Source organism: Pseudomonas sp. AC242 (genome assembly GCF_979258655.1).
Genome location: NZ_OZ409873.1, coordinates 3583417 through 3610354, shown reverse-complemented (window position 1 = coordinate 3610354; position 26938 = coordinate 3583417). Strand labels below are relative to the sequence as shown.

General features: G+C 59.1%; 20 protein-coding genes. 12 read left to right on the top strand and 8 right to left on the bottom strand.

The annotated features are described in order from the left end of the window. Window positions 1-8: 8 nt before the first annotated feature. From fadA to ACZZ0A_RS16130, 5 genes are all read left to right on the top strand, one after another. The gene (gene fadA, locus ACZZ0A_RS16150; RefSeq protein WP_007910465.1) at window positions 9-1184 is read left to right on the top strand and encodes an acetyl-CoA C-acyltransferase FadA; all 1176 of its coding nucleotides are present in this window, start codon (window positions 9-11) and stop codon (window positions 1182-1184) included. 99 nt (window positions 1185-1283) lie between these two features. Next, a complete protein-coding gene (locus ACZZ0A_RS16145) occupies window positions 1284-1520 on the top strand; it encodes a DUF1653 domain-containing protein (RefSeq protein ID WP_007910467.1) in 237 nt (78 codons plus the stop codon). Window positions 1521-1634: 114 nt separating this feature from the next. Next, entirely contained in the window at window positions 1635-4265 is a 2631-nt protein-coding gene (gene topA, locus ACZZ0A_RS16140; protein WP_007949671.1) for a type I DNA topoisomerase, read from the top strand. A 143-nt stretch (window positions 4266-4408) separates the two neighbouring features. Then, the gene (locus tag ACZZ0A_RS16135) at window positions 4409-4933 is read left to right on the top strand and encodes a DUF6586 family protein (protein ID WP_007910470.1); all 525 of its coding nucleotides are present in this window, start codon (window positions 4409-4411) and stop codon (window positions 4931-4933) included. 106 nt (window positions 4934-5039) lie between these two features. After that, window positions 5040-5273: a hypothetical protein gene (locus ACZZ0A_RS16130; protein ID WP_007910471.1), complete on the top strand. Its 234-nt coding sequence runs from the start codon at window positions 5040-5042 to the stop codon at window positions 5271-5273. Window positions 5274-5367: 94 nt separating this feature from the next. Here the strand turns inward: ACZZ0A_RS16130 and sulA are convergent, their stop codons facing one another. Then, complete coding sequence (gene sulA, locus ACZZ0A_RS16125) at window positions 5368-5841, bottom strand: SOS-induced cell division inhibitor SulA (protein ID WP_007910472.1); 474 nt, start codon at window positions 5839-5841, stop codon at window positions 5368-5370. A gap of 10 nt (window positions 5842-5851) precedes the next feature. After that, window positions 5852-6460, bottom strand: a complete 609-nt coding sequence (gene lexA / locus ACZZ0A_RS16120) for a transcriptional repressor LexA (RefSeq protein WP_003226590.1) — start codon at window positions 6458-6460, stop codon at window positions 5852-5854. A 229-nt stretch (window positions 6461-6689) separates the two neighbouring features. Between lexA and ACZZ0A_RS16115 the strand changes: the two genes are divergently transcribed. From ACZZ0A_RS16115 to ACZZ0A_RS16100, 4 genes are all read left to right on the top strand, one after another. Continuing rightward, entirely contained in the window at window positions 6690-7397 is a 708-nt protein-coding gene (locus ACZZ0A_RS16115; RefSeq protein ID WP_007910473.1) for a TetR/AcrR family transcriptional regulator, read from the top strand. Window positions 7398-7555: 158 nt separating this feature from the next. Then, complete coding sequence (gene nagZ / locus ACZZ0A_RS16110) at window positions 7556-8566, top strand: beta-N-acetylhexosaminidase (RefSeq protein ID WP_007910482.1); 1011 nt, start codon at window positions 7556-7558, stop codon at window positions 8564-8566. Between the two features lie 12 nt (window positions 8567-8578). Beyond that, on the top strand, window positions 8579-9316 hold the full coding sequence (locus tag ACZZ0A_RS16105) for an S-methyl-5'-thioinosine phosphorylase (RefSeq protein WP_007910483.1): 738 nt from the start codon (window positions 8579-8581) through the stop codon (window positions 9314-9316). Window positions 9317-9325: 9 nt separating this feature from the next. Next, window positions 9326-12619, top strand: a complete 3294-nt coding sequence (locus ACZZ0A_RS16100; protein WP_463543450.1) for a DEAD/DEAH box helicase — start codon at window positions 9326-9328, stop codon at window positions 12617-12619. Between the two features lie 148 nt (window positions 12620-12767). Here ACZZ0A_RS16100 and ACZZ0A_RS16095 read toward each other — a convergent pair whose 3' ends face one another. The 3 genes from ACZZ0A_RS16095 to mfd are packed head-to-tail and all read right to left on the bottom strand — an operon-like array spanning window position 12768 to window position 19496. Further along, window positions 12768-15458 carry a DEAD/DEAH box helicase gene (locus tag ACZZ0A_RS16095; protein WP_463543449.1) on the bottom strand — a complete coding sequence of 897 codons (2691 nt, stop codon included), beginning with the start codon at window positions 15456-15458 and terminating at the stop codon, window positions 12768-12770. A gap of 11 nt (window positions 15459-15469) precedes the next feature. Further along, a complete protein-coding gene (locus ACZZ0A_RS16090; protein WP_095114304.1) occupies window positions 15470-16036 on the bottom strand; it encodes a CsiV family protein in 567 nt (188 codons plus the stop codon). A gap of 10 nt (window positions 16037-16046) precedes the next feature. Further along, complete coding sequence (mfd, locus tag ACZZ0A_RS16085; protein ID WP_007910487.1) at window positions 16047-19496, bottom strand: transcription-repair coupling factor; 3450 nt, start codon at window positions 19494-19496, stop codon at window positions 16047-16049. A 354-nt stretch (window positions 19497-19850) separates the two neighbouring features. On the opposite strand from mfd, the gene ACZZ0A_RS16080 reads away from it, so the two are divergent. Then, complete coding sequence (locus tag ACZZ0A_RS16080; RefSeq protein WP_007910488.1) at window positions 19851-21314, top strand: glyceraldehyde-3-phosphate dehydrogenase; 1464 nt, start codon at window positions 19851-19853, stop codon at window positions 21312-21314. Window positions 21315-21496: 182 nt separating this feature from the next. Here the strand turns inward: ACZZ0A_RS16080 and tcuC are convergent, their stop codons facing one another. Beyond that, a complete protein-coding gene (gene tcuC, locus ACZZ0A_RS16075) occupies window positions 21497-22798 on the bottom strand; it encodes an MFS transporter (protein ID WP_016986740.1) in 1302 nt (433 codons plus the stop codon). A gap of 120 nt (window positions 22799-22918) precedes the next feature. Between tcuC and ACZZ0A_RS16070 the strand changes: the two genes are divergently transcribed. Continuing rightward, the gene (locus ACZZ0A_RS16070) at window positions 22919-23905 is read left to right on the top strand and encodes an FAD:protein FMN transferase (protein WP_463544100.1); all 987 of its coding nucleotides are present in this window, start codon (window positions 22919-22921) and stop codon (window positions 23903-23905) included. Between the two features lie 197 nt (window positions 23906-24102). After that, complete coding sequence (gene sthA / locus ACZZ0A_RS16065) at window positions 24103-25497, top strand: Si-specific NAD(P)(+) transhydrogenase (protein ID WP_007910498.1); 1395 nt, start codon at window positions 24103-24105, stop codon at window positions 25495-25497. Between the two features lie 42 nt (window positions 25498-25539). On the opposite strand, the gene ACZZ0A_RS16060 is transcribed toward sthA, so the two are convergent. Further along, window positions 25540-26262, bottom strand: a complete 723-nt coding sequence (locus ACZZ0A_RS16060) for a glycerophosphodiester phosphodiesterase (RefSeq protein ID WP_016986737.1) — start codon at window positions 26260-26262, stop codon at window positions 25540-25542. A 15-nt stretch (window positions 26263-26277) separates the two neighbouring features. After that, window positions 26278-26859, bottom strand: a complete 582-nt coding sequence (locus tag ACZZ0A_RS16055; protein ID WP_007910502.1) for a PilZ domain-containing protein — start codon at window positions 26857-26859, stop codon at window positions 26278-26280. Between the last annotated feature and the right edge of the window lie 79 nt (window positions 26860-26938).

Here is a 26938-nt window from a genome sequence, read left to right as displayed (position 1 = left end):
GTGAACTTATGAGCTTGAATCCTAGAGACGTCGTGATTGTCGACTTCGGTCGTACTCCGATGGGCCGCTCCAAGGGCGGCATGCACCGCAACACCCGCGCTGAAGACATGTCGGCGCACCTGATCAGCAAACTGCTGGAACGCAACGCCAAGGTTGATCCTGCTGAAGTCGAGGACGTGATCTGGGGCTGCGTCAACCAGACCCTGGAGCAGGGCTGGAACATCGCGCGCATGGCGTCGCTGATGACCCAGATCCCGCACACCTCGGCCGGCCAGACCGTCAGCCGTCTGTGTGGCTCGTCGATGAGCGCATTGCACACCGCTGCGCAAGCGATCATGACCGGTAACGGTGACGTGTTCGTGGTTGGCGGCGTCGAGCATATGGGCCACGTGAGCATGATGCACGGTGTCGATCCGAACCCGCACATGTCGCTGTACGCGGCGAAAGCCTCGGGCATGATGGGCCTGACCGCGGAAATGCTCGGCAAAATGCACGGCATCACTCGCGAACAGCAAGACGCTTTCGGCGTGCGTTCCCACCAGTTGGCCCACAAGGCAACTGTGGAAGGCAAGTTCAAAGACGAAATCATTCCGATGCAAGGCTACGACGAGAACGGTTTCCTGAAACTGTTCGACTATGACGAAACCATTCGTCCGGAAACCACCCTGGAAAGTCTGGCGGCTCTCAAGCCAGCCTTCAATCCAAAGGGCGGCACCGTGACTGCCGGTACTTCGTCGCAGATCACTGATGGTGCTTCGTGCATGATCGTGATGTCGGCGCAGCGTGCACAGGACCTGGGTATCCAGCCAATGGCGGTTATCCGTTCGATGGCAGTGGCGGGTGTGGATCCGGCGATCATGGGCTATGGTCCAGTTCCGGCGACACAAAAAGCCCTGAAGCGTGCGGGCCTTGGGATCAACGATATCGACTTCTTCGAGCTCAACGAAGCGTTCGCCGCACAGGCCCTGCCAGTGCTGAAAGATCTGAAAGTGCTCGACAAGATGAACGAGAAGGTTAACCTGCACGGCGGCGCGATCGCCCTGGGTCACCCGTTCGGTTGCTCCGGTGCCCGTATTTCCGGCACCTTGCTGAACGTGATGAAGCAGAATAGCGGCACCTTCGGGGTGGCCACTATGTGCATTGGTCTCGGCCAAGGCATCTCCACCGTCTTCGAACGCGTTTAAGCGTCTCGTCGATGGAAGCCGGGGCCAAGTGCCCCGGTTTTTGTTTTTGTGGATTTATTTTGTTTTTATTTTTGAAAAAATTTGAGTGAGGGCCAAACCATGCCGATACAACCTGGGCTCTACCAACATTACAAAGGTCCGCAGTACCGCGTATTCAGTGTTGCGCGGCACTCCGAGACCGAAGAAGAAGTGGTCTTTTACCAAGCCCTGTATGGCGATTACGGCTTTTGGGTGCGCCCTCTGAGCATGTTTCTCGAGTCGGTCGAGGTTGACGGCGAGCAGGTGCCACGCTTTGCTTTGGTGCAAGCCGAACCGAGCCTTTTTTCCAAGGCATGAGGCGAGTGTGCACAGAACCCTGTGCTTGACCTCACCTTGTATCAACTATATATAGCGGTGCCGCGTCAGGCGCCAACCGCCTTTCACTTCTAGAATTCAGGAATTTTCTGATCCATGGGCAAATCGCTGGTCATTGTGGAATCCCCGGCTAAGGCCAAGACCATCAACAAGTATCTGGGTAACCAATACGTGGTGAAGTCGAGTATCGGCCATATCCGAGACCTGCCCACCAGCGGTTCGGCTAGCGCCAGCAAAGAGCCAGCCGCCAAGCGCGGCAAGGCTGCTGCGGGCGAAGGTCCGGTGCTCTCGCCGAAAGAGAAAGCGCGCAAGCAGCTGGTCTCGCGTATGGGTGTCGATCCCGATCATGGCTGGAAAGCCAAGTACGAGATCCTCCCGGGTAAAGAGAAGGTCATCGAAGAGCTGCGCCGGCTCGCCAAAGATGCTGACACCATCTATCTCGCAACCGACTTGGATCGCGAGGGGGAAGCCATTGCCTGGCACCTGCGCGAAGCCATCGGTGGTGACGACAGCCGCTACAAGCGTGTGGTGTTCAACGAAATCACCAAGAAGGCGATTCAGGAAGCCTTCTCGGAACCGGGCGAGCTGGACATCGATCGTGTCAACGCTCAGCAGGCCCGTCGTTTCCTCGACCGCGTTGTGGGTTACATGGTCTCGCCGCTGCTGTGGGCGAAGATCGCCCGTGGCCTGTCTGCCGGTCGCGTGCAATCGGTTGCCGTGAAGCTGGTGGTCGAGCGTGAGCGTGAAATCCGTGCATTCAACCCGGAAGAGTACTGGGAAGTGCATGCCGATCTCGGCACCACCAAAGGCTCGACCGTGCGTTTCGAAGTGGCTCGCGAGAAAGGCGAGGCCTTCAAGCCGCTCAACGAAGCCCAGGCCATGGCCGCGCTGGAGAAGCTCAAGTCTTCCAGCTACAGCATCGTCAAGCGCGAAGACAAGCCGACCAGCAGCAAGCCTTCGGCGCCATTCATCACCTCGACACTGCAACAGGCTGCGAGTAACCGCCTGGGCTTCGGCGTGAAGAAAACCATGATGATGGCCCAACGTCTCTACGAAGCCGGCTACATCACTTACATGCGTACCGACTCGACCAACCTCTCGGCTGATGCCGTGACGATGGCGCGTACTTACATCGAAGACGAGTTCGGCAAGAAGTACCTGCCGGAAACGCCAAACGTCTACAGCAGCAAGGAAGGCGCACAAGAGGCTCACGAAGCGATTCGTCCGTCCGACGCCAACACCATTCCGAGCAAGCTTGCAGGCATGGAGCGTGACGCTGAGCGTCTCTACGAGTTGATCTGGCGCCAGTTCCTCGCTTGCCAGATGCTGCCGGCGCAATATCTGTCGACCACCGTCAGCGTGGGTGCTGGCGATTTCGAGCTGCGTGCCAAGGGTCGTATCCTCAAGTTCGACGGTTACACCCGCGTTATGCCGCAAATTGCCAAGCCGGGTGATGACGACGTTCTGCCCGATATGGCGCAGGGCGACGTGATGAAGCTGATCAAGCTCGATCCGTCCCAGCACTTCACCAAGCCGCCGGCGCGTTACTCGGAAGCGAGCCTGGTTAAAGAAATGGAAAAACGTGGCATCGGTCGTCCTTCGACTTACGCTGCGATCATCTCGACCATTCAGGATCGCGGCTACGTGACCCTGCACAACCGTCGTTTCTATTCGGAAAAGATGGGTGACATCGTCACCGAGCGTCTGTCGGAAAGCTTCTCCAACCTCATGGACTACGGCTTCACTGCCGGCATGGAAGAGAATCTCGATGACGTGGCACAGGGTGAGCGCGACTGGAAAAGTGTGCTGGACGAGTTCTACGGCGACTTCAAAAAGAAGCTCGAAGTAGCCGAAAACCCGGACAGCGGCATGCGTGCCAACCAGCCGGTCATGACCGACATTCCGTGCACCACTTGCGGCCGTCCGATGCAGATTCGTACTGCGTCGACCGGCGTGTTCCTTGGTTGCTCAGGCTACAGCCTGCCGCCGAAAGAACGCTGCAAGGCCACCGTCAACCTGGTGCCGGGCGACGAAATCGCTGCGGACGACGAAGGTGAGTCGGAATCGCTGGTGTTGCGTGGCAAGCATCGTTGCCCGATCTGCAGCACGGCGATGGACGCTTACCTGCTGGACGAGAAGCGCAAGCTGCACATCTGCGGTAACAACCCGGATTGTGCTGGCTACGAAATCGAAGAGGGCAGCTATCGCATCAAGGGCTACGAAGGTCCGAGCCTGGAATGCGACAAGTGCGGCAGCGAGATGCAGCTCAAGACTGGCCGTTTCGGCAAGTTCTTCGGCTGCACCAACCCTGAGTGCAAGAACACCCGCAAACTGCTGAAAAGCGGTGATGCAGCGCCGCCGAAGATGGATCCGGTGAAGATGCCTGAGCTGAAATGCGAAAAGGTCAACGACACCTACATCCTCCGTGACGGTGCCTCTGGTCTGTTCCTGGCCGCCAGCCAGTTCCCGAAAAACCGTGAAACCCGCGCTCCGCTGGTGATCGAGATTGTGCCGCACAAGGACGAAATCGATCCGAAGTACCACTTCCTCTGCGACGCGCCGAAGAAGGATCCTGATGGTCTGCCAGCGGTCATCCGCTACAGCCGCAAGACCAAGGAGCAATACGTGCAGACTGAAGTCGACGGCAAGCCTACTGGTTGGAAAGCTTACTACGACGGTGGCAAGTGGACGGTTGAAGACAAGCGTACGAAGGCCAAAGCTGAATAAGCATTAGCCTGATACTGAAAGGCCGCATGAGAACCCTTGGGTTTTCATGCGGCCTTTTTGTTTTGTGCTTGCGGTGGGATCGGCTGATCCATGACACTGTCCGGCCTGTGTGAAGCAATTATTTCGTTGTGGGGAGCGCCGTCATGGCTCACGAACTCTATACCCGTACCAATCAGAAGATCTATTTCGCTGGCCTGTCGCTCGAAGCCTTGGCTCGCGCTGAGGAGGGGCGGGCGATGAATTCACTGGCGTTGATTCAGGCCGGACGTGAATCGGCGCTGTTTCACCTGTACGGCGCCTTGCTGGGTCTTTGCCACGAGATCGCGGGTTTCTATCGTCTGCCGCAGGCCAATGCGCCACGGGCTGAGATGCTGCTGACGCGTGAAGTGCTGGAGTCGATTGCGATTCCTGAACTCGCCGAAATGGTTGAGTTGGCGGGCAACTCTGAAACCTGGCTGGCAAAACTGCTGGCTGCGCATTCGGCGCTGTTCCAGCCGCCACGGGTGCCACACAAACCGAAAGGGGATGTGACTCAGCCGTTGATTCAGGCGATTAATCTGGATGAAGAGGAAGCGCCGGAAGAGTTGAGTCGAGAGGAGCTGGAGAGCTGGCGGCAGAACTTGAAAGGTCTGGCGATACGTTTTCGCGAAGGCTTGAACGAGTGCTGAGGGCGATTGACACGGTGGCAATCTGAAACATGCTGCTGGTCAAGATCCCGAGCGAAGCCTGAATGATGTCTATATAATGCCTGCCTTTCGTGGAGAACAGACCTTTATGCCAACGTCCTTTCTAGAAATTGTCGAGTTACCAGACGGCCGAATCGAACTGCGCAGGGCTGAGGACGAGGGTTCTTTGGTGACGCTGGATTTCTCCGACGATGCCAAGGCGTTCCTGCAAGGTCAGCATGTGGAAATCGCTAAAGCGATGTTGAGCGTCGGCGTGCAAATGGCCGGTCGTATGGTCGAAGGCGAGTTTGATAAGGAAGAGGGGCCGCGGGTTCTTCATTGATCCCCGCCTTTCTACTGTTTGACGTTACCGCTTCAGATCGGCTTCTCTGTCCCTGGAGAAGCCCTGCGCTTCACACAGCGCGTGCTGCCAGCAATCAACCCAAGCGGATGTTTAGACTCTGAGCGTCGCCCGTGCGTGCAGCGCTGATCAGTTGTTGCCGCGAGTGGGTGTTTAGCGGGTTGAGCCAAGTGACCACGGTATGACTGCGACCCAGCTTCAGAGCTTCGCACGCCAGTTGTTGAGCGCTCTGAGCGCCCCTTGGTTGCAGTAGCAGAATGCGTTCGCGATTCAGCCCGGCATCTCGCAGCCATGTCTGGGTCAGGCTGGCAGGTGGTGCGATCAGCGTCAGCCAGCGCGCGTCCTGATCTTCACTGAGTTCGCGCAGGATCGGGGCGAGCAGGTTCAGGCAGTTCCCGGCAGCACCGCGCAGTGACAGCTCACTGAATACTTCGGGTTCGGCATTCCAAGGGCGTTCGACCACGTCTTTCAGGATCGGCGCCATCGGTTGCGCCAGAAACGCTTCGAATAAAGGCAGTTGTGTTTGCTGAGGGGTGTGTGGGAACTGCATAAAGCCTCCTTTAGCGGCGAATGACGCCGACACTCAAGCCTTCGATCACCAGTTCCTGATCTTTCAGGTCGACTTCGATCGGGGCGAACTCAGGGTTTTCGGCAATCAGCCAGACCTTGCTGCCTTCACGCTTGAAGCGTTTGACCGTCACTTCATCGCCGATGCGGGCGACGACGACCTGGCCATTGCGCGCTTCGCGGGTGGTGTGCACGGCGAGCAGGTCACCGTCGAAAATGCCGATGTCCTTCATGCTCATGCCGTGTACACGCAACAGATAATCAGCGCGTGGATGAAAGAAGGCCGGATTGATGTTGCAGGATTCTTCGATGTGCTGCTGGGCGAGGATTGGCGCGCCGGCAGCGACCCGGCCAATGATCGGCAGAGTGGAGTCGTCGGCCTTGGCTTCGAAGCCGGGAATGCGAATACCGCGAGAAGCGCCAGGGGTCATCTCGATGGCACCTTTGCGGGCTAGTGCCTTGAGATGTTCTTCAGCCGCGTTCGGCGATTTGAAACCCAGTTCCTGAGCGATTTCCGCGCGGGTTGGCGGGTAGCCGTTGTCTTCGAGGCAGCGTTTGATAAAGGCCAGAATCTCGGCTTGGCGTGGCGTCAGCTTTAGCATATTGATCGCTCTGTCTTTTTATACAGTGACTGGGATTATATACAGTGAATCGCCCTTGGCAATGCCCGTTTTTTCCTGCGCCGCCGGACGGTCGGCTTTCGTGCTTATTAATGCACTGGGCTTGTGTGGTTAAATAGCTGACCGACCATTCCCAAAACGAACAGGCGGGCTTGACAAGGCACAGGCTGAAACGTATGTTTCAAACAAGTGTTTGTCAGGCGGAGTAGCCATGGCCCAGTCGGAAACCGTTGAACGCATTCTTGATGCTGCCGAGCAGTTGTTCGCGGAGAAAGGTTTCGCTGAAACCTCATTGCGTTTAATCACCAGCAAGGCTGGCGTCAACCTGGCAGCAGTGAACTATCACTTCGGCTCGAAAAAAGCGCTGATTCAGGCGGTTTTCTCGCGCTTCCTCGGGCCGTTCTGCATCAGCCTGGACAAGGAACTGGAGCGCCGTCAGGCCAAGCCTGAAAACAAACCGACGCTCGAAGAACTGCTGGAAATCCTCGTCGAGCAGGCGCTCGTGGTTCAACCACGCAGCGGCAACGATCTGTCGATCTTCATGCGCCTGCTCGGTCTCGCGTTCAGCCAGAGTCAGGGCCACTTGCGCCGTTACCTGGAAGACATGTACGGCAAGGTGTTCCGTCGCTACATGCTGCTGGTCAACGAAGCCGCACCACGCATTCCGCCGATCGAACTATTCTGGCGCGTGCATTTCATGCTCGGCGCCGCCGCGTTCAGCATGTCCGGCATCAAGGCCTTGCGCGCGATCGCCGAGACCGATTTCGGCGTCAACACCTCCATCGAGCAAGTGATGCGCCTGATGGTGCCGTTCCTCGCTGCGGGCATGCGCGCCGAAACCGGTGTCACTGACGCCGCGATGGCCACCGCGCAACTGCGTCCGCGCAGCAAGTCTACGCCGGTCGCCGCCAAGGTTTAACCGCGCACGGGTGGGCGCGGCAGCTTGTATCCGCTAAGCTAGCCGCCCATGCCGACTCTCGTTCTGAACCCGAAATCCATAGAAATTGCCGACCTGCCGAGCATGGCTCACGGTAGCGATTTGTTGCGGATCGGGTTTTTCGTTTTCAAGGAATCTCTATGACTGCTGGCCTGCAAGGCTCGTTGATGGTGGACGTCGCCGGTACCTGGCTGACGGCCGAAGATCGCCAATTGTTGCGTCAGCCCGAAGTGGGCGGCCTGATCATTTTCGCGCGCAACATCGAGCATCCGCGCCAAGTGCGTGAGCTGAGTGCGTCGATTCGCGCAATTCGCCCGGATCTTTTGCTGGCAGTGGATCAGGAGGGCGGTCGCGTGCAGCGTCTGCGTCAGGGCTTCGTGCGGCTGCCGGCCATGCGCGCGATCGCCGACAACCCGAATGCTGAATACCTCGCCGAGCAATGTGGCTGGATCATGGCTACCGAAGTGCTGGCGGTCGGTCTCGACCTGAGTTTCGCCCCGGTGCTCGATCTGGATTACCAGCGCAGCGCCGTGGTCGGCACCCGTTCGTTCGAAGGCGATCCTGAGCGCGCCGCGTTACTCGCCGGCGCATTCATTCGCGGCATGAACAGCGCTGGCATGGCCGCTACTGGCAAGCACTTCCCCGGTCATGGCTGGGCTGAAGCCGATTCCCACGTGGCGATTCCGAATGACGAGCGCAGCCTCGACGAAATCCGCGCCAACGACCTCGTGCCGTTCGCCAAACTGAGCAAACAACTGGCCGCGATCATGCCGGCGCACGTCATCTATCCGCAGGTGGATTCGCAGCCAGCCGGTTTCTCCCGGCGCTGGTTGCAGGACATTCTGCGCGGCGAATTGCAGTTCGACGGCGTGATCTTCAGCGATGACCTGTCGATGGCCGGTGCCCACGTGGTCGGCGACGCCGCCAGTCGTATCGAGGCTGCGCTGACTGCCGGCTGCGACATGGGCCTGGTGTGCAACGACCGCGCCGCTGCCGAACTGGCCCTGAGCGCCGCACAACGTATGAAGGTCAAGCCATCGGCCCGAATCGCGCGCATGCGCGGTCAGGCCTTCGCCAGCACCGACTACCGTCAGGATCCGCGCTGGCTCACCGCCATTGGCGCGCTCAAAGACGCTCAACTGATCGATTAAGGATTTTTCGCTATGACGGTTTACGCAATCATCGGTGGCACCGGCCTGACCCAACTCGAAGGCCTGACCATTCGCCAATCGCTGGCAGTGGACACGCCCTACGGCGCGCCGTCGGCCGACGTGCAGATTGGCGAATACGCCGGCAAGGAAGTGCTGTTTCTCGCCCGTCACGGTCACCCGCATCGCTTCCCGCCGCATAAGGTCAACTACCGCGCCAACCTGTGGGCGCTGAAGCAGGCCGGGGCCGAAGCGATCATCGCGGTGAACGCCGTGGGCGGGATTCATTCGGCCATGGGCACAGGACATTTCTGCGTGCCACACCAGATCGTCGACTACACCAGCGGGCGCGAGCACACCTTTTTCGCCGATGATCTGGAGCATGTCACCCACATCGACTTCAGCTTTCCTTACAGCGAGCCGCTGCGTCAGCAATTGATTGCCGCGGTAGCTGCCGAGGGCTGCGAGTACAGCGATCAAGGCGTATACGCCTGTACCCAAGGCCCGCGTCTGGAAACGGTCGCCGAGATCGTGCGTCTGGAACGTGATGGCTGCGACATCGTCGGCATGACCGGCATGCCGGAAGCCGCACTGGCCCGCGAGCTGGATCTGGATTACGCCTGTCTGGCGCTGGTGGTGAATCCGGCGGCGGGCAAGACCACGGAAGTGATCACCATGGCCGAGATCGAGCAGGCGCTGCATGACGGCATGGGTAAGGTGAAATCGGCGTTGGCGCGGGTGCTGGCTGGCTAAGGACTGCCCATGAGCATTCTCATCGAACGGCTTAAGTCGTTGGCCTGGCCCCGGGCATTCACTAGCGGCGCGCTGGCCAAGGCCCGGGCTTATGCCGCTGATGATCGGGTAGAGATCATCGAAATCGATGACAGAAAGATTGAGGCGTTCTGCGTCGGTTCGGAAAATCAGGCGTATGAACAAACCATTTACCTGTCCGAAGATCGGCTGGGTTCTGTCAACTTGCGTTGCCTGTGCACCTGTCCTGTCTCAATCGACTGCAAACACTGCGCTGCGGTGCTCTATCACCTGCAGGGCAGTGATCATGAAGCGTCTGAAAGTGACGCACAGATCCCGTTGGGTCGGGCGCTGGAACATTGGCTTTCGACCATCCCCGTTCCGGCCAAGCCTGCCGAAGAAGGCGCGCAAACCGCAGGCACGCGCCTGTTTTACAAACTCAAGCCAACGCCTGTGAGCGGCAAGTGGCTGCTCGATATTTTCAAGGTTTCCCAGCTCAAGAGCGGCGAGTTACGCGAAGTCAAACCGATGTATTCGCTGGCGGAAATGCTCATGCGTCAGCCCGGCTACCTGTCCGAGATGGATCTGCGTGTCGCCAGGCTGCTGGTTGCCATGCACTCTCACCACGCCTATTACAGCGGCTATCCGCTGGAAGGCAGCAGCGGCGCCGAACTGCTGGAAATGCTCCTGCGTACCTCGCGGCTGTTCCTCGATTTCGAGGATCTGCGACCGTTGGTGCCGGGCGCGAAGCGCATCGGCCAGTTCGCTTGGGCCGAGCAGGCCGACGGCGGTTTCCGCGCGCAGTGGAGCAGTGCCGAGGCGGCGCAGGAAACTGTGCTGGCGCTGGAGCCGCTTTATTACCTGGATCGTGAACAGCGGCAGATTGGCCCTCTGTTCAATGAACTGGAAGAAAAACTGGCCAGCCATTTGACTCTGGCGCCGGACATTCCGGCGCGTCAGGCCATGCAGTTCAGCCATCGCATGAGTGCCGCGACGAGAATCCCGCCGCCACACCAGCTGACCGAACGGATCATCGACGACGTACTTCCTCAGCCACAACTGACCCTCGTCAGCGGTCGGGAGCGCTCGCGCTGGGAATACGTTCTGGAGCACCGCGCCGCTCTGGTATTTACCTACAACGGCCAGCCGACGGTGGATCGCAACCCGGAAGTGATGATCCTCAACGGCACCGAAACCCAGCGCATTCAACGCCAGCCTGCGGTGGAAAAGAAACTGCGCCAGATCCTGCAAAGGCTCGGCTTCAAGAAAACCACGCGCAAGAGTTCGCTGGATCGTCCCGGCGAGATGTTCACGTTGGCGGATGATTCCGCCTGGCTCGGGTTTATGCACGAAGGGCTTGCCACGTTGCGCGCCTCGAACTGGGAAGTGGAGATGAGTCCCGGCTTTCATTTCAATGTGCAACCGGTTGAGCATTGGTACGCCGAGGTCGAAGAAGAGGCTGGGCATCAGTGGTTTGATTTGCAGTTGGGTATCGTCGTCAATGGCCAGCGCTACAGTTTGCTGCCGATCCTTCTGCACTTGTTGCGCACCCAGCCGCGCTTGCTTGACCCGGTCAATCTGGCACAACGCAGCGATGACGAAAAACTCCTGATCGAACTCAAGCCCAGTGGTTTTGGCGACTCTTCGGGCGACAAGGTCGCGCTGCCGCTGAGCCGGGTCAAACCGCTGATGACCGCGCTGGGCGAGTTGTACCTGGGCGGTCATCAGGGCGATGCACTGCGTTTGAGTGTCCCGGATGCCGCGCGCTTGAGTATGCTCGATGGCGTGCCGCTGGATTGGCAGGGTGGCGAGCGGCTGCGCACCTTCGCCAAGCGCTTGCAGAATTCCAGTCACACCCAGGTCGCTGCGCCGGCCGGCCTTAACGCGCAACTGCGCCCGTATCAGCTCGAAGGCCTGAACTGGATGCAGACCCTGCGCGAGCTTGAGGTCGGCGGCATTCTGGGCGATGACATGGGGCTGGGCAAAACGCTGCAAACCCTGGCGCATCTGCTCACGGAAAAACACGCCGGTCGCCTTGATTGTCCGGCTCTGGCGGTGATGCCGACCAGCCTGATTCCCAACTGGCTCGACGAGGCCGAGCGTTTCACCCCCCAGTTGAAAGTATTGGCGCTGCACGGCTCGGGGCGGCAAAAGGATTTCGCTGATCTGGCTGAGTACGATCTGATACTGACCACTTACGCGTTGCTGCCAAGGGATTTGGAGACCTTGCAGCCGCAGCTGTGGAGCGTACTGATTCTCGACGAAGCGCAGAACATCAAAAACCCGATCAGCAAAGCCGCGCAGGCCGCACGCGACTTGCAGGCCCGCCAGCGCTTGTGCCTGAGCGGCACGCCATTGGAAAACCATTTGGGCGAGCTTTGGTCGCAGTTTCATTTCCTCATGCCCGGTTGGCTTGGCGACAGCAAGTCCTTCAATCGCGATTACCGCACGCCAATCGAGAAGCACGGCAATGTTCAGCGCATGCAGCACCTGACAGCGCGCATCAAGCCGTTTTTGCTGCGCCGCAAAAAGGATCAGGTGGCCACCGAGTTGCCGCCGAAAACCGAGATTGTCCATTGGGTTGATCTCAGCGACGGCCAACGCGACGTCTATGAAACGGTGCGCGTGGCGATGGACAAAAAAGTCCGCGACGAAATTGCCCGCAGTGGCGTGGCGCGTAGTCAGATCATCATTCTTGATGCCTTGCTCAAGCTGCGGCAGGTCTGTTGCGACTTGCGTCTGATCAAGATGCCGCTGACGGCGAAGGCACTGCGCTCCGGCAGTGGCAAGCTGGTCAGCTTGATGGAGATGCTCGAAGAACTGCTCGGCGAAGGTCGCAGGATCCTGCTGTTCTCGCAGTTCACCTCAATGCTTGCCTTGATCGAGGAAGAATTGCAGCAACGTGACATTGCCTATTCGTTGTTGACCGGCGACACCACGGATCGGCGCACGCCAGTGAAGGACTTTCAGGGCGGCAAGGTGCCGCTGTTTCTGATCAGTCTGAAGGCCGGGGGTACCGGTTTGAACCTGACCGCTGCGGACACGGTGATCCATTTCGACCCTTGGTGGAATCCGGCAGTGGAGAATCAGGCCACCGATCGTGCCTATCGAATCGGGCAAAACAATCCGGTATTCGTTTACAAGCTGATCGCTCGCGGCACAGTAGAGGAAAAAATACAGGCGCTGCAGCAGGAGAAAGCAGCGTTGGCCGGGGCGGTGCTTGAAGGCGGGACGACGGGTGGCTGGAAGCTGGAGCAGAGTGACATTGAGGCGCTGTTTGCGCCGTTGCCTGTTGCCAAGGGCTGAGCCCTAAGTAATAGAGCAATATCTGATGGCCCCATCGCTGGCAAGCCAGCTCCCACAGGGTTTTGAGTCGTACACAAAACTGTGTTCCAACTCGATACCTGTGAGAGCTGGCTTGCCAGCGATAGCTATCTAACCGGCTACGCAAATCTCAACGCTTGTCGAGCTTGTCCGGCAGGGGCGCAAACAACGCTTCGATATCATCACTCTGCAACTTCCAGTCCCCGGCCTTGCGCCCATCCAGCACGCCCGCCGCCAAGTCGGACTTTTCCTTCTGCAGGTGCTGAATCTTCTCCTCCACCGTACCCCGGGCAATCATCTTGTAAACGAACACCGGCTTTTCCTGACCAATCCGGTACGCACGATCCGTCGCCTGATTTTCGGTCGCCGGGTTCCACCACGGGTCGTAGTGAATCACCGTGTCCGCTTCCGTCAGGTTCAAGCCGACACCGCCAGCCTTCAGGCTGATCAGAAAGATCTGACGCTTGCCACTCTGGAATTCCTTCACCGGCGTCCGTCGATCGCGGGTCTGGCCGGTCAACAGCGCGTAGGAAACGTTACGTTTTTTCAGCTCGTCTTCGATCAATGACAGCATCGAGGTGAATTGCGAAAACAGCAGGATCCGCCGGCCTTCCTCGAACAGTTCTTCGAGCATTTCCATCAAGCTGTCGAGCTTGCCGGAGGTGCTGCCGCGAGCGGGCAGGGTGGCGTCGTTGACCAGGCGCAGATCGCAGCAAACCTGACGCAACTTGAGCAGCGCCTCCAGAATGATGATCTGGCTGCGCGCCACGCCTTTGCGGGTGATCTCGTCGCGGACTTTCTTGTCCATTGCCAGGCGCATGGTTTCATACACATCGCGCTGCGCTTCGTTGAGATCGACCCAGTGGATGATCTCGGTTTTCGGCGGCAACTCGGTGGCCACTTGTTCCTTGGTGCGGCGCAGCAGAAACGGTTTTATCCGACCGTTGAGGTGCTGAAGTCTGACTTCACTGCCGCGCTTTTCAATCGGCACGCGGTAATCGGCGTTGAAGCTTTTCACGTCGCCAAGCCAGCCCGGCAACAGGAAGTGAAACAGTGACCACAACTCGCCCAGGTGGTTTTCCAGCGGCGTACCACTCAAGCACAAGCGCTGACGTGCATTAAGCTCGCGCGCGGCTTGAGCGGCTTTGCTGTTCGGATTTTTGATGTACTGCGCTTCATCCAGCACCAATACGTGCAGCGGCTGCTTGGCCAGCCGTTCGACGTCCTTGGGCAGCAGCGCGTAGGTGGTGAGGATCAGGTCGAAGTCACCCAGGTTGTCAAAATGCTTCTTGCGAGTGGCGCCGTACAGCGCGACTACTTTCAGTTGCGGGGTGAAGTGCGCCGCCTCATCCAGCCAGTTTGGAATCAGGCTGGTCGGCATCACCACCATGCATGGTCGATCGAGACGCCCGGCGTTTTTCTCGCTGAGAATATGCGCCAGGGTCTGTAGGGTTTTACCCAGACCCATGTCGTCCGCGAGAATCCCGCCGACTTCCAGTTGTCGCAGCGATTGCATCCAGCTCAAGCCTTCAAGCTGATACGGGCGCAGCGTCGCATTCAAGCCTTTCGGCGCTTCAACGCTGAAATCACGAATGTCTCGCAGACGTTGAGCGAACGTGCGGATCTGCTCGCCGCCTTCCCACAGTAGCGGAATGCCTTCCAGCGAGTTGAGTCGCGTAGCGTCCGCCTTGCTCAGGCGCAGGGTGGTTTCGCCCGGCTCCTGCAAATAGAACTCGCCGAGCGTCATCAGCACAGGTTTCAGCCGGCCTAGCGGCAACGCCACCTGCAGTGGCCCGTGCTCAATGTTGCGTTGTGGGACGTTGACCAGAATCAGCTCGTCATCGCGGCGGCGCGCAAGGCGTTCGGGATTGAGAATCTCCGCATGCGAGCGCATCAGATTGAGCAGGATCGGCAGCAGGCTCAGGCGCTCACCGTTAACGATGATCCCCAACTCCAGATCAAACCAGTCACGCTCCGGCGCCTGCTCGACTGTGGCGTACCAGTCATCCACAGCGGTCAGGTCAAAGCCGAACTCTTCATCGATCTGCAATTCCCAGCCCTGCGTTCGCAGTTTCGGCAGATCGTTAAGGGTGAACGTCAGCCAGGCGCTATCGTTGACCATTTCGTACAGCTCGCCCGCGCTCTCCGGCAGCGCTTTGCTCTGGCGAGTGGCGATACGAAAGCCGAGGATTCTTAACTGTTCGCGGTAGGACTGTTCGACTTCCGGGTGACGTTTTATCCGCAGCGTCTGGGTTTCCTGACGGATCAGAATGTCGCTGTTCTTCTGCCCGCTGACGTATTCGTCGAGATAGCTGAACGACAGCGCCGCGCGATGCTGAATATAACGCTGCATCTTGCCGTTGCGTGGTTCGAAAGCGCTGAATTCGACGCTGGCCAGCCACAGCCGCGGCAGCGGCTGAACATTATCGACCAGCACTTGCGGCGGTGCTTTCGGGCCACGATTCTCCAGCACGGCTTGAAGTTTCTCCAACAGCTCGGCGTCTTTCGCAGCGGCGGGGTAATCAAGGGTTTCCTGCACTTTCAGCAGTACCGCTGCGCAGTGTTTGCAGTTGCTGCGAACGGGGCAGGTGCAGCCGGCATCGACCAGCAGCAAGGTGCCTTTGGCTGACTCGCGCAGGTGAATGGTCTGACGGTAAACGTTACCGCCAGAGCCTTCACAACTGGCGGTGATCGTTGCATCGCCGACCTGGGCGATGCGTACTCGATTTTCCAGGGCGTAGCGTCGGCCACGTTCCAGGCTCTGTTCCTTGAATCGGCTGACCCAGGAGGGCGCCAACGGTTTACTCAGCGGCGGGTTCATAAGGACTTCGATCAGTCCGGAATCGCTTCAGGCGCTTCCCGTGGCGCAGGTGCGGTCAGGGAAGTGATCTTGATCAGCAGGGCCAGATGGCCGTTGTCGAGATAGTTGAGTTGGCCGTTCTTGGTGTGGCTGTCCTGTTTCAGGCGTTCGCTGGCAGTGACCATGCCGTTGCTGTCGATCTGGTTGACCCAGAAATCGGCGCTCACGTCGGTGAAACGCCCCAGTTTCATTTCCAGCGTGCCCTCGATCGGGAACTGACCGAACTGTTCCTGACCGTCGCTGACCGCAACTTTTGCCGGTGCTTCGCCAAGGGTTTGCTGCCAGGCCTTGTGCATCAACACGCTGTAGTCGCCGCTGGCGGTAAGCTTGCTGACAACGTCATTCAGCGCAGGCGTGCGCTTGCTGTCGTCGCCCAAGCGCTGGGCGCCAGCGGCCCAGTCTTCCGGCGCGGCGCGGCTGACGATGGCCGGTACGGCGTTCTGGCGCACCAGAATCATTTCGACCTGATACAGGTCATCGGCGAAAACCGAGGGTGCTACCAAGGTGAGTAGCAAAGTCAGCGAACGAAACAGGCGCATTGGGCGTCCTTCAAACAGATTTCGGGAGGAGGCGCTCAAACAGCGCCTCTACAGTATTAAAGCGCTCTTCCGGGCGTTCCATCGGCACCTGGAACTTGAACATCGTGGCGCCTTCGAATTTGTAGCGTTTTGGCTGGCTCTGGATCAGCTTGATCAGCGTCATCGGATCGACCGGCGTCTGCGCTTCGAACTCGATACGTCCACCTTGCGGGCCGCCATCGACTTTTTTGATGCCCAATTGCTCGGCCTGCAACTTCAACGCGGTGATGCGCACCAGATTCTTGGTCGGTTCCGGCAGCAGGCCGAAACGGTCGATCATCTCGACTTGCAGATCCTTCAAGCCTTCCTCGTCGGTCGCCGAAGCAATGCGCTTGTACAGAATCAGACGAGCGTGAACGTCCGGTAGATAGTCTTCCGGAATCAGCGCCGGCACCCGCAGATTGACTTCCGGGCCACCGCCGAGGGGTTGATCGAGGTTCGGTTGTTCGCCCTTGCGGATCGATTTCACCGCACGTTCAAGCATCTCCATATACAGTGTGAAGCCCACGGCCTGAATCTGCCCGCTCTGGCCATCGCCGAGCAGTTCGCCGGCGCCACGGATTTCCAGGTCGTTGGTGGCCAGGACGAAACCGGCGCCGAGATCCTGAGTATTGGCAATCGCTTCCAGACGCTTTTCCGCGTCCGAAGTGATTTGCTGGCGCGGCGGCGTCAGCAGGTACGCGTAAGCCTGGTGGTGACTACGGCCGACACGACCGCGCAACTGGTGCAGTTGCGCCAGGCCGAATTTGTCGGCGCGCTCGATGATGATGGTGTTGGCGCTCGGCACGTCGATACCGGTCTCGATAATGGTCGAGGCGATCAGCACGTTGAAGCGCTTGTGATAGAAGTCGCTCATCACCTGTTCGAGTTCGCGCTCGCGCATCTGTCCGTGACCGATGCCGATACGGGCTTCCGGCACCAGTTCGGCGAGGTCGGCAGCGCATTTCTCGATGGTTTTCACATCGTTGTGCAGGTAGTACACCTGACCGCCACGCAACAGTTCGCGGAGCAGGGCCTCTTTGACCGTGCTCTTGTTCTGCTCCATGACGAAGGTGCGCACCGACAGGCGTCGCGCCGGCGGCGTGGCGATGATCGACAGGTCGCGCATGCCCGACACCGCCATGTTCAGCGTGCGCGGAATCGGTGTGGCGGTCAGCGTAAGAATGTCGACTTCGCTGCGCAGGGCCTTGAGCTGTTCTTTCTGACGCACACCGAAGCGGTGCTCTTCGTCGATGATCACCAGCCCGAGGTTTTTGATCTTGACGTCGTCGGACAGCAGTTTGTGCGTGCCGATGACGATGTCGATCTTGCCTTCGGCCAGATCGGCGATCGCCGCGTTGACTTCCTTGGCCGACTTGAAGCGACTCATCACTTCCACGGTCACCGGCCAGTCGGCGAAGCGGTCGCGGAAGCTGTTGTAGTGCTGCTGGGCGAGCAGGGTGGTCGGTACCAGAATCGCCACTTGGCGGCCACCGTGTACGGCGATGAACGCCGCACGCATGGCCACTTCGGTCTTGCCGAAACCGACGTCACCGCAGACCAGTCGATCCATCGGTTTCGGCGCGAGCATGTCTTCGCGCACGGCTTCGATGGTCGATTGTTGATCCGGGGTTTCTTCGAACGGGAAACCGGCGCTGAACGTCGCGTAATCGGCTTTCGGGTCGGCGAACGCGTAGCCTTCGCGAGCGGCGCGACGGGCATAGATGTCGAGCAGTTCGGCGGCGACGTCACGCACCTGTTCGGCAGCTTTGCGTTTGGCCTTCTGCCAGGTCTCGGAGCCGAGGCGGTGCAGCGGGGCCAGCGCATCGTCGCTGCCGGTGTAGCGTGCAATCAAATGCAGGTTGGCTACCGGCACGTAAAGCTTGGCGTTCTCGGCATATTCGAGGGTAAGGAATTCGGCAGCCTGATTGTCGATTTCCAGAATCGTCAGGCCCAGATAACGGCCGACACCGTGATCGATGTGCACCACCGGCGCGCCTTCGCGCAGCTCGGTGAGGTTTTTGATCACCGCATCGTTATTGCCGTCGGCACGCTTCTCGCGGCGGCGACGCTGCATCACGCGTTGGCCGAACAGCGGACTTTCCGCGACCAATGCCAGCGCCGGATCGTCGAGCATCAGGCCTTCGTCGAGCGGGGCAATGGTGATCGCCAGACGATCCTTGCTCGCGACGAAGTCTGGCCAGCTGTCGACGGTTTTCGGTCGCAGCTTCAGGCGCTCAAGCAACTCCAGCAGCACTTCGCGACGGCCGGCGGACTCGGCGGTGAACAGCACGCGACCGGGGAATTCATCGAGAAATGCCGACAGCGCCGCCAGCGGTTGTGTGGCTTTGGCTTCGATCGCCAGATTCGGCAGTGCTTGTGCCGGGAAGCGCTCGCGACCTGCACCGCCTTCTACATCCTGTTGGCTGGCGACCACACGCGGCCAACTCTTCAGGCGGGCGAAACAATCTTCCACCGGCAGGAACAATTCCGCCGGTGGCAATAAAGGACGCGATGGATCGACGCGGCGCTCTTCATAACGATTGCGCACGTCGTTCCAGAAGTTTTCCGCCGCTTGCTCGATGCCCGGCAGGGAGAACACTTGCGTGTCCTGCGGCAGGTAGTCGAACAGCGTCGAGGTTTCGTCGAAGAACAGCGGCAGGTAATACTCGATACCGGCCGGGGTAATCCCGCTGCTCAGATCCTGAAAGATCGGGCAGCGCCGGAAGTCGACGTCGAAGCGCTCGCGAAAGCGCGCCTTGAAACGGGTGACCGCGTCTTTTTGCAGCGGAAACTCACGGGCCGGCAGCAGCTTGACCGACTCGACCTTGTCGATGGAGCGCTGGTTTTCCGGATCGAAGGTGCGCAGGGTTTCGATTTCATCGTCGAACAAGTCGATGCGATACGGCAGTTTGCTGCCCATCGGGAACAGGTCGATCAACGCACCGCGCACGGTGAACTCGCCGTGCTCATACACCGTGTCGACGTAACGATAGCCGCTGGCTTCGAGCCGCGAACGCATTTGTTCGACATCGAGTTTCTGCCCGACATCCAGCACCAGGCTGCTGCCAAGCAGGAATTTGGTCGGCGCCAAGCGGTGCAACGCTGTGGTGATCGGCACCACCAGCACGCCATGCGCCAGTTCCGGCAGCCTATAGAGGCTGGCGATACGCTGGGAAATGATGTCCTGGTGCGGCGAGAACAGGTCGTAGGGCAGGGTTTCCCAGTCGGGGAAATGCAGCACGGGCAAATCCGGGGCGAAGAAACTCAGCTCCTGTTCCAGTCGTTCAGCACTTTGGCTGTCGGCGGTCAGTAGCAGGGTGAAGCGCTTGGCAGCGCTGGCAGCCTCGGCAATCGCCAGGCTGAGGGCAGCGCCGGGCAAATTGCCCCAATGCTGTTTACCTGCCTCGGCAGGGAGTTGCGGTAGACGCAGAACGGGCACGGAAGGTTGAGCTCCAGGCTTTGCGACAAAGTCGGTAATTGTAGCGGCGTCCGGTGTCGCCTGTCAGTTGCAGACTACGTCTATCTTCGATGTTTGCGAGAAATGTAGTGGTAACCATAAAAACCAGCGCTTTTTTAGCGATTATGTAGTGCCAAAAGTGGTTGGTGTTACGGAGGGTTACAGACATCGTCTAACAGTCGTCGAAAAATTGACAGCGCTGGAAGCCGCGTATTTACTGGGCTGGCGCGAGGTGTGATTTTTTTGAAAGGAATTTTGTTACCGATTTCGCGACAAGCGCGCATTGCTGAATGAGGTTGTGGGCGGCATAATGTAGCCCCTTTTTTCTGCCCCTACATGTGGAAGGTTACCGTGACTCAGAAGCCCGACCAGTGTCTTGGTGAATGGATCGACCGTGAAGCACTCGCAGAAGCGATGATTCCGCTAATCGGTCAGCTCTACCGCAATAACAACGTGGTGAGCTCGATCTATGGCCGCAGCCTGATCAACCAGTCTGTCATCGCGATTCTCAAAGCTCACCGCTTTGCGCGCCACCGTTCTTCCGACGACAGCGAACTCTCCGTCCACGAAACATTCCCACTGCTCAAAGCCATGAGCGAGCTCAAGCTCGGCGCGGCTTCGGTAGATCTGGGCAAGTTGGCGTTCAAATTCCGCAACGAAGGCAACGGCCGCAGCGCCGAGCAATTCGTTCGTGAAGAAATGGCTGACGTGGTTGGCCAGCAAAACGCTTCCGCACGTAAAGGCACTGACGTTGTGCTGTACGGCTTCGGTCGTATCGGCCGTCTGCTGGCGCGCATCCTGATCGAGAAAACCGGTGGTGGCGACGGTCTGCGTCTGCGTGCCATCGTCGTGCGCAAAGGCGCCGACAACGACCTGACCAAGCGCGCCAGCCTGCTGCGTCGCGATTCGGTACACGGTTCGTTCAACGGCACCATTACCATCGACGAAGAAAACAACACCATCACCGCCAACGGTAACCTGATCCAGGTGATCTACGCGAAGAACCCGACCGAGGTGGATTACACCCAGTACGGCATCAAAGACGCGCTGCTGGTGGATAACACCGGTGTATGGCGTGACGCTGATGGCCTGGGCCAGCACTTGCAGTGCCCGGGTATCGACCGCGTTGTTCTGACCGCGCCTGGCAAGGGCAAGCTGAAGAACATCGTTCACGGCATCAATCACGGTGAAATCACCGCTGATGACAAGATCGTCTCTGCCGCTTCCTGCACCACCAACGCCATCGTGCCGGTGCTGAAGGCTGTGAATGACAAGTTCGGCATCATCAATGGTCACGTCGAAACCGTTCACTCGTACACCAACGACCAGAACCTGATCGACAACTTCCACAAGGGCGATCGCCGTGGTCGTAGCGCCGCGCTGAACATGGTCATCACCGAGACCGGTGCTGCCACCGCTGCTGCCAAGGCCCTGCCTGAGCTGGCCGGCAAGCTGACCGGTAACGCGATCCGTGTTCCGACGCCGAACGTATCGATGGCCATTCTCAACCTCAACCTTGAGAAAGCCGCCACCCGTGAAGAAATGAACGAGTACCTGCGCTACATGGCGCTGCACTCCGATCTGCACAAGCAAATCGACTTCGTTAACTCGCAGGAAGTGGTTTCGACCGACTTCGTGGGCTCGCGCCACGCCGGTGTGGTCGACGCTGAAGCGACCATCGTTCAGGACAACCGCGTTGTTCTGTACGTCTGGTACGACAACGAGTTCGGTTACAGCTGCCAGGTTATCCGCGTGATGGAAGACATGGCTGGTGTAAACCCGCCAGCGTTCCCGCGCTAAGCGATAGCTGCACATGAAAACGCCCCGACCTAGGTCGGGGCGTTTTTTTATGCCTGCTAAATCTCGATTGACTGTTGCGGCCTCATCGCTGGCAAGCCAGCTCCCACAGGGTCTTGGGGTGTGAATGCAATCGTGTAACCGCCAAATAAACTTGTGGGAGCTGGCTTGCCAGCGATGGCGTCCTATCGGGCGCCACCGGGTATGGCTGCCTGCGCCGTGCGCAGTTCATGCTTATTGCCCCGGAACAACACCAGCGTCGCAATCAACCCCAGCACCGCCGCACCACTGAGCCAGATCCCCGGCGCAGCCTTGTTATCCAGCACATGAATCAGATACGTACACGCCGCCGGGGTAAACCCGCCGAACGTCGCTGTCGCCAGGCTGTAGGCCAGCGAGAAGCCGGTCGTGCGCACTTCAACCGGCATGATCTCGGTCAGCGCCACCACCATCGCGCCGTTGTACGAGCCATACAGGAACGACAGCCACAACTCGACGATCAGCAAATGGCTGAAACTCGGGTTCGCCACCAGCCACGACAGGGCAGGGTAGGCCGTCAGAATCGCCAGAATCGTCGCCGCGAGCAGTAGGGGTTTACGTCCGATCTTGTCGGACACTGAACCCATCACCGGCAACCAGAAAAAATTAGAAAGGCCAATGCACACGGTAACCAGCAACGCGTCGAAGTCCGACAGGTGCAGTTCAGCCTTGCCGAATGTCGGGGTGTACGCGGTGATCAGGTAGAAAGAAACAGTGGTCATCACCACCAGTGCCATGCCTGCGATGACGATGCCAAAGTTCTGACCGATCGAGCGGACGATTTCCCGCAGGGTAGGGCGATGTTTTCTGGCCTGGAACTCTGGGGTTTCCTCCAGTGAGCGACGGATCACGAAAATGACCGGCACAATCATGCAGCCGATCAGGAATGGCACGCGCCAGCCCCAGTCACCCATCTGTTCCGGGCTCAGCCAATGGTTGAGACCCACACCGAGCAATCCGGCGAAGACCACTGCCGCTTGCTGACTCGCCGACTGCCAACTGACGAAGAAGCCCTTGCGGCCCGGTGTGGCGATCTCTGCCAGATACACCGACACACCACCCAGCTCCACGCCGGCCGAGAAGCCTTGCAACAAGCGACCGAACAGTACGATTAATGGCGCAGCGACGCCAAGGGTCGCATAGCCCGGAACGCAGGCAATCAGCACCGTGCCGGCAGCCATCAACGCCAACGTGATGATCAAGCCTTGGCGACGGCCATGACGGTCGATGTAGGCGCCGAGGAATATCGCCCCCAATGGACGCATCAGAAAACCGGCACCAAACGTGGCCAGTGAAAGCATCAGCGAAGCGAAGGCACTGTCGGTGGGGAAGAAGGTTTTGGCGATGGCCGTGGCGTAAAAGCCGTAGACCATGAAGTCGAACATTTCGAGAAAGTTGCCGCTGACAACGCGAAAGATCGCTTTGCCTTTGCCCGTGGTGGAGGACATGTTCAGGTACTCGCTATTGGATTTTGTATAAAGATGTTGCAGATCCTTTAATTCATAATGGCCGCCGCGGTTTTACGGAGAGATGAATAATTGTTCACTGGACGCTTGTTTTGGCTTGTGATGCTGGCTGGCGTATTGGCTGGCTGCGGTAATGGCGAGTCCATGGAAAGCTTCGGCGGGCCTACCATGGGCAGTACGTATTCAATCAAGTACGTACGCCACGCCGGCATGCCTGAATCAACTCAGGTTCGCAGTGAAGTGGAGGGCATCCTCGGCGCAGTCGATCGACAGTTGTCCACCTATCGCAATGATTCGGATATCGAGCGCTTCAACGCTTTGCCCGCCAACAGCTGTCAGAAAGTGCCTGGGTCGGTACTCGAATTGGTCCGAACTGGCGAACAACTGTCAGCGCAAAGCGAGGGCTCCTACGACCTGACCGTCGAACCGCTGATGAACCTCTGGGGGTTCGGCCCACAAGGCCGCGAGGAGAAAGTCCCTGACGCCGCTGCGCTGGCCGAAGTGATGCAGCGGGTCGGCCATCAGCACCTGCACGTCAATGGCGATCAATTGTGCAAAGACGCCGCCGTCGAGGTCGACTTCAATAGCATCGCCGCCGGTTATGCCGTCGACACCATCGCGGCCAGACTCGACGCCCTGGGTATCCACGATTACCTCGCTGAAGCCACGGGTGAGTTGAAAGCCAAAGGCAGAAAGCTTGATGGCTCACCGTGGCGCATTGCTCTCGAAGAGCCCCGTGACGATCAACAGGTCGCCGAGCGCATCATCAATGTCGACGGCTACAGCGTTTCCACCTCCGGCGACTACCGCAACTATTTCCTGCAGGACGGTCGGCGCTATTCCCACACTTTCGATGCGCACACCGGTGCACCTGTCCTACACGATCTGGCGTCAGTCACGGTGATTCATCCTTCAGCGTTGATGGCCGATGGACTATCGACGCTGTTGTTGATTCTCGGCCCTGAAAGGGCCTGGGACTATGCCGAAAAGCATGACATTGGTGCATTCTTTGTGATTCGTGCCGATACAGGTTTTGTCGTCCGCACCAACAAGGCTTTCGAACGCCTCAGTGGCGAAAAAACTGACTGAGAACAATACGAAAGCTGGCGTTGTAGTGCAGGCAAAAGTAGCCTACGACGCGACCAAGGGTTAATGTGCGCGGCGTTGACGCTTCTATAGACTGTGTCCGGGTTCTTGATTGACCCCCAATTGTTCCTTCGCGCCGCCGTTCGGCGTGATTTAGCCGCCGGTGCTGCTGGCACCGCGGCCTGTTCTGAGGAGTACGCATGGCTGTCTACAACTACGACGTGGTGGTGCTGGGTTCCGGCCCGGCGGGAGAAGGCGCGGCAATGAACGCCGCCAAAGCAGGGCGCAAGGTCGCGATGGTCGACAGCCGTCGCCAGGTCGGCGGCAACTGCACCCACCTCGGCACCATCCCGTCCAAGGCACTGCGTCACTCGGTGCGGCAGATCATGCAGTTCAACACTAATCCTATGTTCCGGGCGATCGGCGAGCCACGCTGGTTCTCCTTCCCGGACGTGTTGAAAAGCGCTGAAAAGGTTATTTCCAAACAAGTCGCTTCGCGTACCGGCTACTACGCCCGTAACCGCGTCGACGTGTTCTTTGGCACCGGCAGCTTCGCCGACGAGCAAACCATCGAAGTGGTCTGCGCCAACGGTGTGGTCGAAAAACTGGTGGCCAAGCACATCATCATCGCCACTGGCTCGCGTCCTTATCGTCCGGCGGACATCGATTTCCACCACCCGCGTATCTACGATAGCGACACCATCCTCAGCCTCAATCACACCCCGCGCAAACTGATCGTTTACGGCGCCGGCGTGATCGGTTGCGAATACGCATCGATCTTCAGCGGTCTGGGTGTACTGGTCGAGCTGGTCGACAACCGTGGTCAGTTGCTGAGCTTCCTCGACTCGGAAATCTCCCAGGCGTTGAGCTACCACTTCAGCAACAACAACATCACCGTGCGCCACAACGAAGATTACGATCGCGTTGAAGGCGTCGACAACGGGGTGATCCTGCACCTGAAGTCCGGCAAGAAGATCAAAGCCGACGCCTTGCTCTGGTGCAACGGCCGTACCGGCAACACCGACACGCTGGGTCTGGAAAACATCGGCGTCAAGGTCAACAGCCGTGGCCAGATCGAAGTCGACGAGGCGTACCGCACCTGCGTGCCGAACATCTACGGTGCCGGTGACGTGATCGGCTGGCCGAGCCTGGCCAGTGCCGCCCACGACCAGGGTCGTTCGGCTGCTGGCAGCATTGTTGATAACGGTAGCTGGCGCTTTGTGAATGACGTGCCGACCGGCATCTATACCATTCCGGAGATCAGCTCGATCGGCAAGAACGAGCAGGAACTGACCCAGGCCAAAGTGCCGTACGAAGTCGGCAAGGCGTTCTTCAAGAGCATGGCGCGTGCACAGATCGCCGGCGAGCCGCAAGGCATGCTGAAAATCCTGTTCCACCGTGAAACCCTGGAAGTGCTGGGCGTTCACTGCTTCGGTTATCAGGCGTCGGAGATCGTCCACATCGGTCAGGCGATCATGAACCAGCCGGGCGAACTGAACACCCTGAAGTACTTCGTCAACACCACGTTCAACTACCCGACCATGGCCGAAGCCTATCGGGTAGCGGCGTACGACGGCCTCAACCGGCTTTTTTGACGGGCTCCGGCCGGTGGCCTGAGCCGGCCGGGGAGACCGATTTCAGCAATTCTCGAGGGTGGCAGTGGCCAAACCGGGAAAGTCTGTAATCAGGCTGTCAACGCCGAAGTCGGCGAGTCTGCGCATCAGCGCAGGCTCGTTGACGGTCCACACCGACACATGCAGCCCCTGACGCTGCGCCTTCTGCAGGCGTTCCGGCGTACACAGCGTCCAGTTCAGCGCAAGAATCTCACAGCCATAGCTGGCCGCGACCTTCAGCGGGTCGAGCCAGGCGTATTCGGCCACCAGTCCGCGCGACACGTCCGGCACCAGATCCAGCGCCGCTTTCAGCACTTCCCGCGAACTCGAGGTGATCGTCACCTTGTCGAGCAGGCCATGCCGTTGGGCCATTTCACGAATCGCCAGCACGGTGGTTGCTGCGCGAGTACGCGAAGCGCTTTTGACTTCCAGTTGCCAGTGCTCGAAATCGCATTTTTCGAACAGCTCTTCCAATGTCGGAATCGGGCAGGGTTTGATCCAGCCCGGGCCGCCCTTGCGCGCGTCGTAAGTGACCAGTTCGGCGGCGCTGTGTTCGACGACTTTGCCGCGCCTTTCCGTGGTGCGTTTGAGGGTCGGGTCATGAATGACCATCAACTCGCCGTCCTTGGACAGGTGCAGATCCAGTTCGCAGCGGCGCACGCCGTGCTTGAGACATTCCTGAAAGCTGCTCAGGGTGTTTTCCGGTGCTTCGCCCTTGGCGCCGCGGTGGCCGTAGATGAGGGTCACGGTTCTTCCTTAAATTTAAATGCCTGATTCGTTCTGTTCGCGGGCCAGACGTCGTTCCTGGGCCTGCTTCTGCAAGATGTAGCGGGCGAGCAACTGGCGCTGGGCGTCGGTCAAGTGTTCGAACTCGGTGCCTATGTCATAACCTTCGCCCTTGCGATCGCAATGGGTGACGCGGGCGCGCAGCAGCAGGCCCAGCGCTTGCGGCATCAGCACCAGTTTCACCGACAGGTGTGCGCCGGTGGCAATTGGCGTCGGGTGCTGGAAGTCGATCCCGCCCTCGGAAATGATCACCGGTTGCGGCTCGCCGATATGGCCGAGCACAGTCAGGGCGACCACTTGGCTGAGCAGATCGATGCGTTTGTTCTGCGATTTCAGGAACGCGGCGATGGCCCGGTCGCGCTCGCTGATCTGGCGCAACAGGTGCTGCGACTCGAATTCGCTCAGGTGCAGTTCACTGAGCAGGTTGAACAGTGGGGAAGCATCCTGCAACACTTCCTGGCCTGCGGCTTCGGGAGCGGACAGGGGCCGAATTTCCAGTGCGATCGTGTCCTCGATACGGTAGTATTCGCGGCGATCTTCTTCATCTAATGTCGACATGGCGAACCCATGGTAGCGGCGGTGGTCTGAGTGTAAAGCTGGTTATCGACCCCCGCCACAAGGACGTTCCTTTTCCCTC

Coding starts and splice junctions, on each gene's coding strand:
- fadA (WP_007910465.1), top strand. CDS start 9: ATGAGCTTGAATCCTAGAGACGTCGTGATTGTCGACTTCGGTCGTACT.
- ACZZ0A_RS16145 (WP_007910467.1), top strand. CDS start 1,284: ATGCCGATACAACCTGGGCTCTACCAACATTACAAAGGTCCGCAGTAC.
- topA (WP_007949671.1), top strand. CDS start 1,635: ATGGGCAAATCGCTGGTCATTGTGGAATCCCCGGCTAAGGCCAAGACC.
- ACZZ0A_RS16135 (WP_007910470.1), top strand. CDS start 4,409: ATGGCTCACGAACTCTATACCCGTACCAATCAGAAGATCTATTTCGCT.
- ACZZ0A_RS16130 (WP_007910471.1), top strand. CDS start 5,040: ATGCCAACGTCCTTTCTAGAAATTGTCGAGTTACCAGACGGCCGAATC.
- sulA (WP_007910472.1), bottom strand. CDS start 5,841: ATGCAGTTCCCACACACCCCTCAGCAAACACAACTGCCTTTATTCGAA.
- lexA (WP_003226590.1), bottom strand. CDS start 6,460: ATGCTAAAGCTGACGCCACGCCAAGCCGAGATTCTGGCCTTTATCAAA.
- ACZZ0A_RS16115 (WP_007910473.1), top strand. CDS start 6,690: ATGGCCCAGTCGGAAACCGTTGAACGCATTCTTGATGCTGCCGAGCAG.
- nagZ (WP_007910482.1), top strand. CDS start 7,556: ATGACTGCTGGCCTGCAAGGCTCGTTGATGGTGGACGTCGCCGGTACC.
- ACZZ0A_RS16105 (WP_007910483.1), top strand. CDS start 8,579: ATGACGGTTTACGCAATCATCGGTGGCACCGGCCTGACCCAACTCGAA.
- ACZZ0A_RS16100 (WP_463543450.1), top strand. CDS start 9,326: ATGAGCATTCTCATCGAACGGCTTAAGTCGTTGGCCTGGCCCCGGGCA.
- ACZZ0A_RS16095 (WP_463543449.1), bottom strand. CDS start 15,458: ATGAACCCGCCGCTGAGTAAACCGTTGGCGCCCTCCTGGGTCAGCCGA.
- ACZZ0A_RS16090 (WP_095114304.1), bottom strand. CDS start 16,036: ATGCGCCTGTTTCGTTCGCTGACTTTGCTACTCACCTTGGTAGCACCC.
- ACZZ0A_RS16080 (WP_007910488.1), top strand. CDS start 19,851: ATGTGGAAGGTTACCGTGACTCAGAAGCCCGACCAGTGTCTTGGTGAA.
- tcuC (WP_016986740.1), bottom strand. CDS start 22,798: ATGTCCTCCACCACGGGCAAAGGCAAAGCGATCTTTCGCGTTGTCAGC.
- ACZZ0A_RS16070 (WP_463544100.1), top strand. CDS start 22,919: ATGCTGGCTGGCGTATTGGCTGGCTGCGGTAATGGCGAGTCCATGGAA.
- sthA (WP_007910498.1), top strand. CDS start 24,103: ATGGCTGTCTACAACTACGACGTGGTGGTGCTGGGTTCCGGCCCGGCG.
- ACZZ0A_RS16055 (WP_007910502.1), bottom strand. CDS start 26,859: ATGTCGACATTAGATGAAGAAGATCGCCGCGAATACTACCGTATCGAG.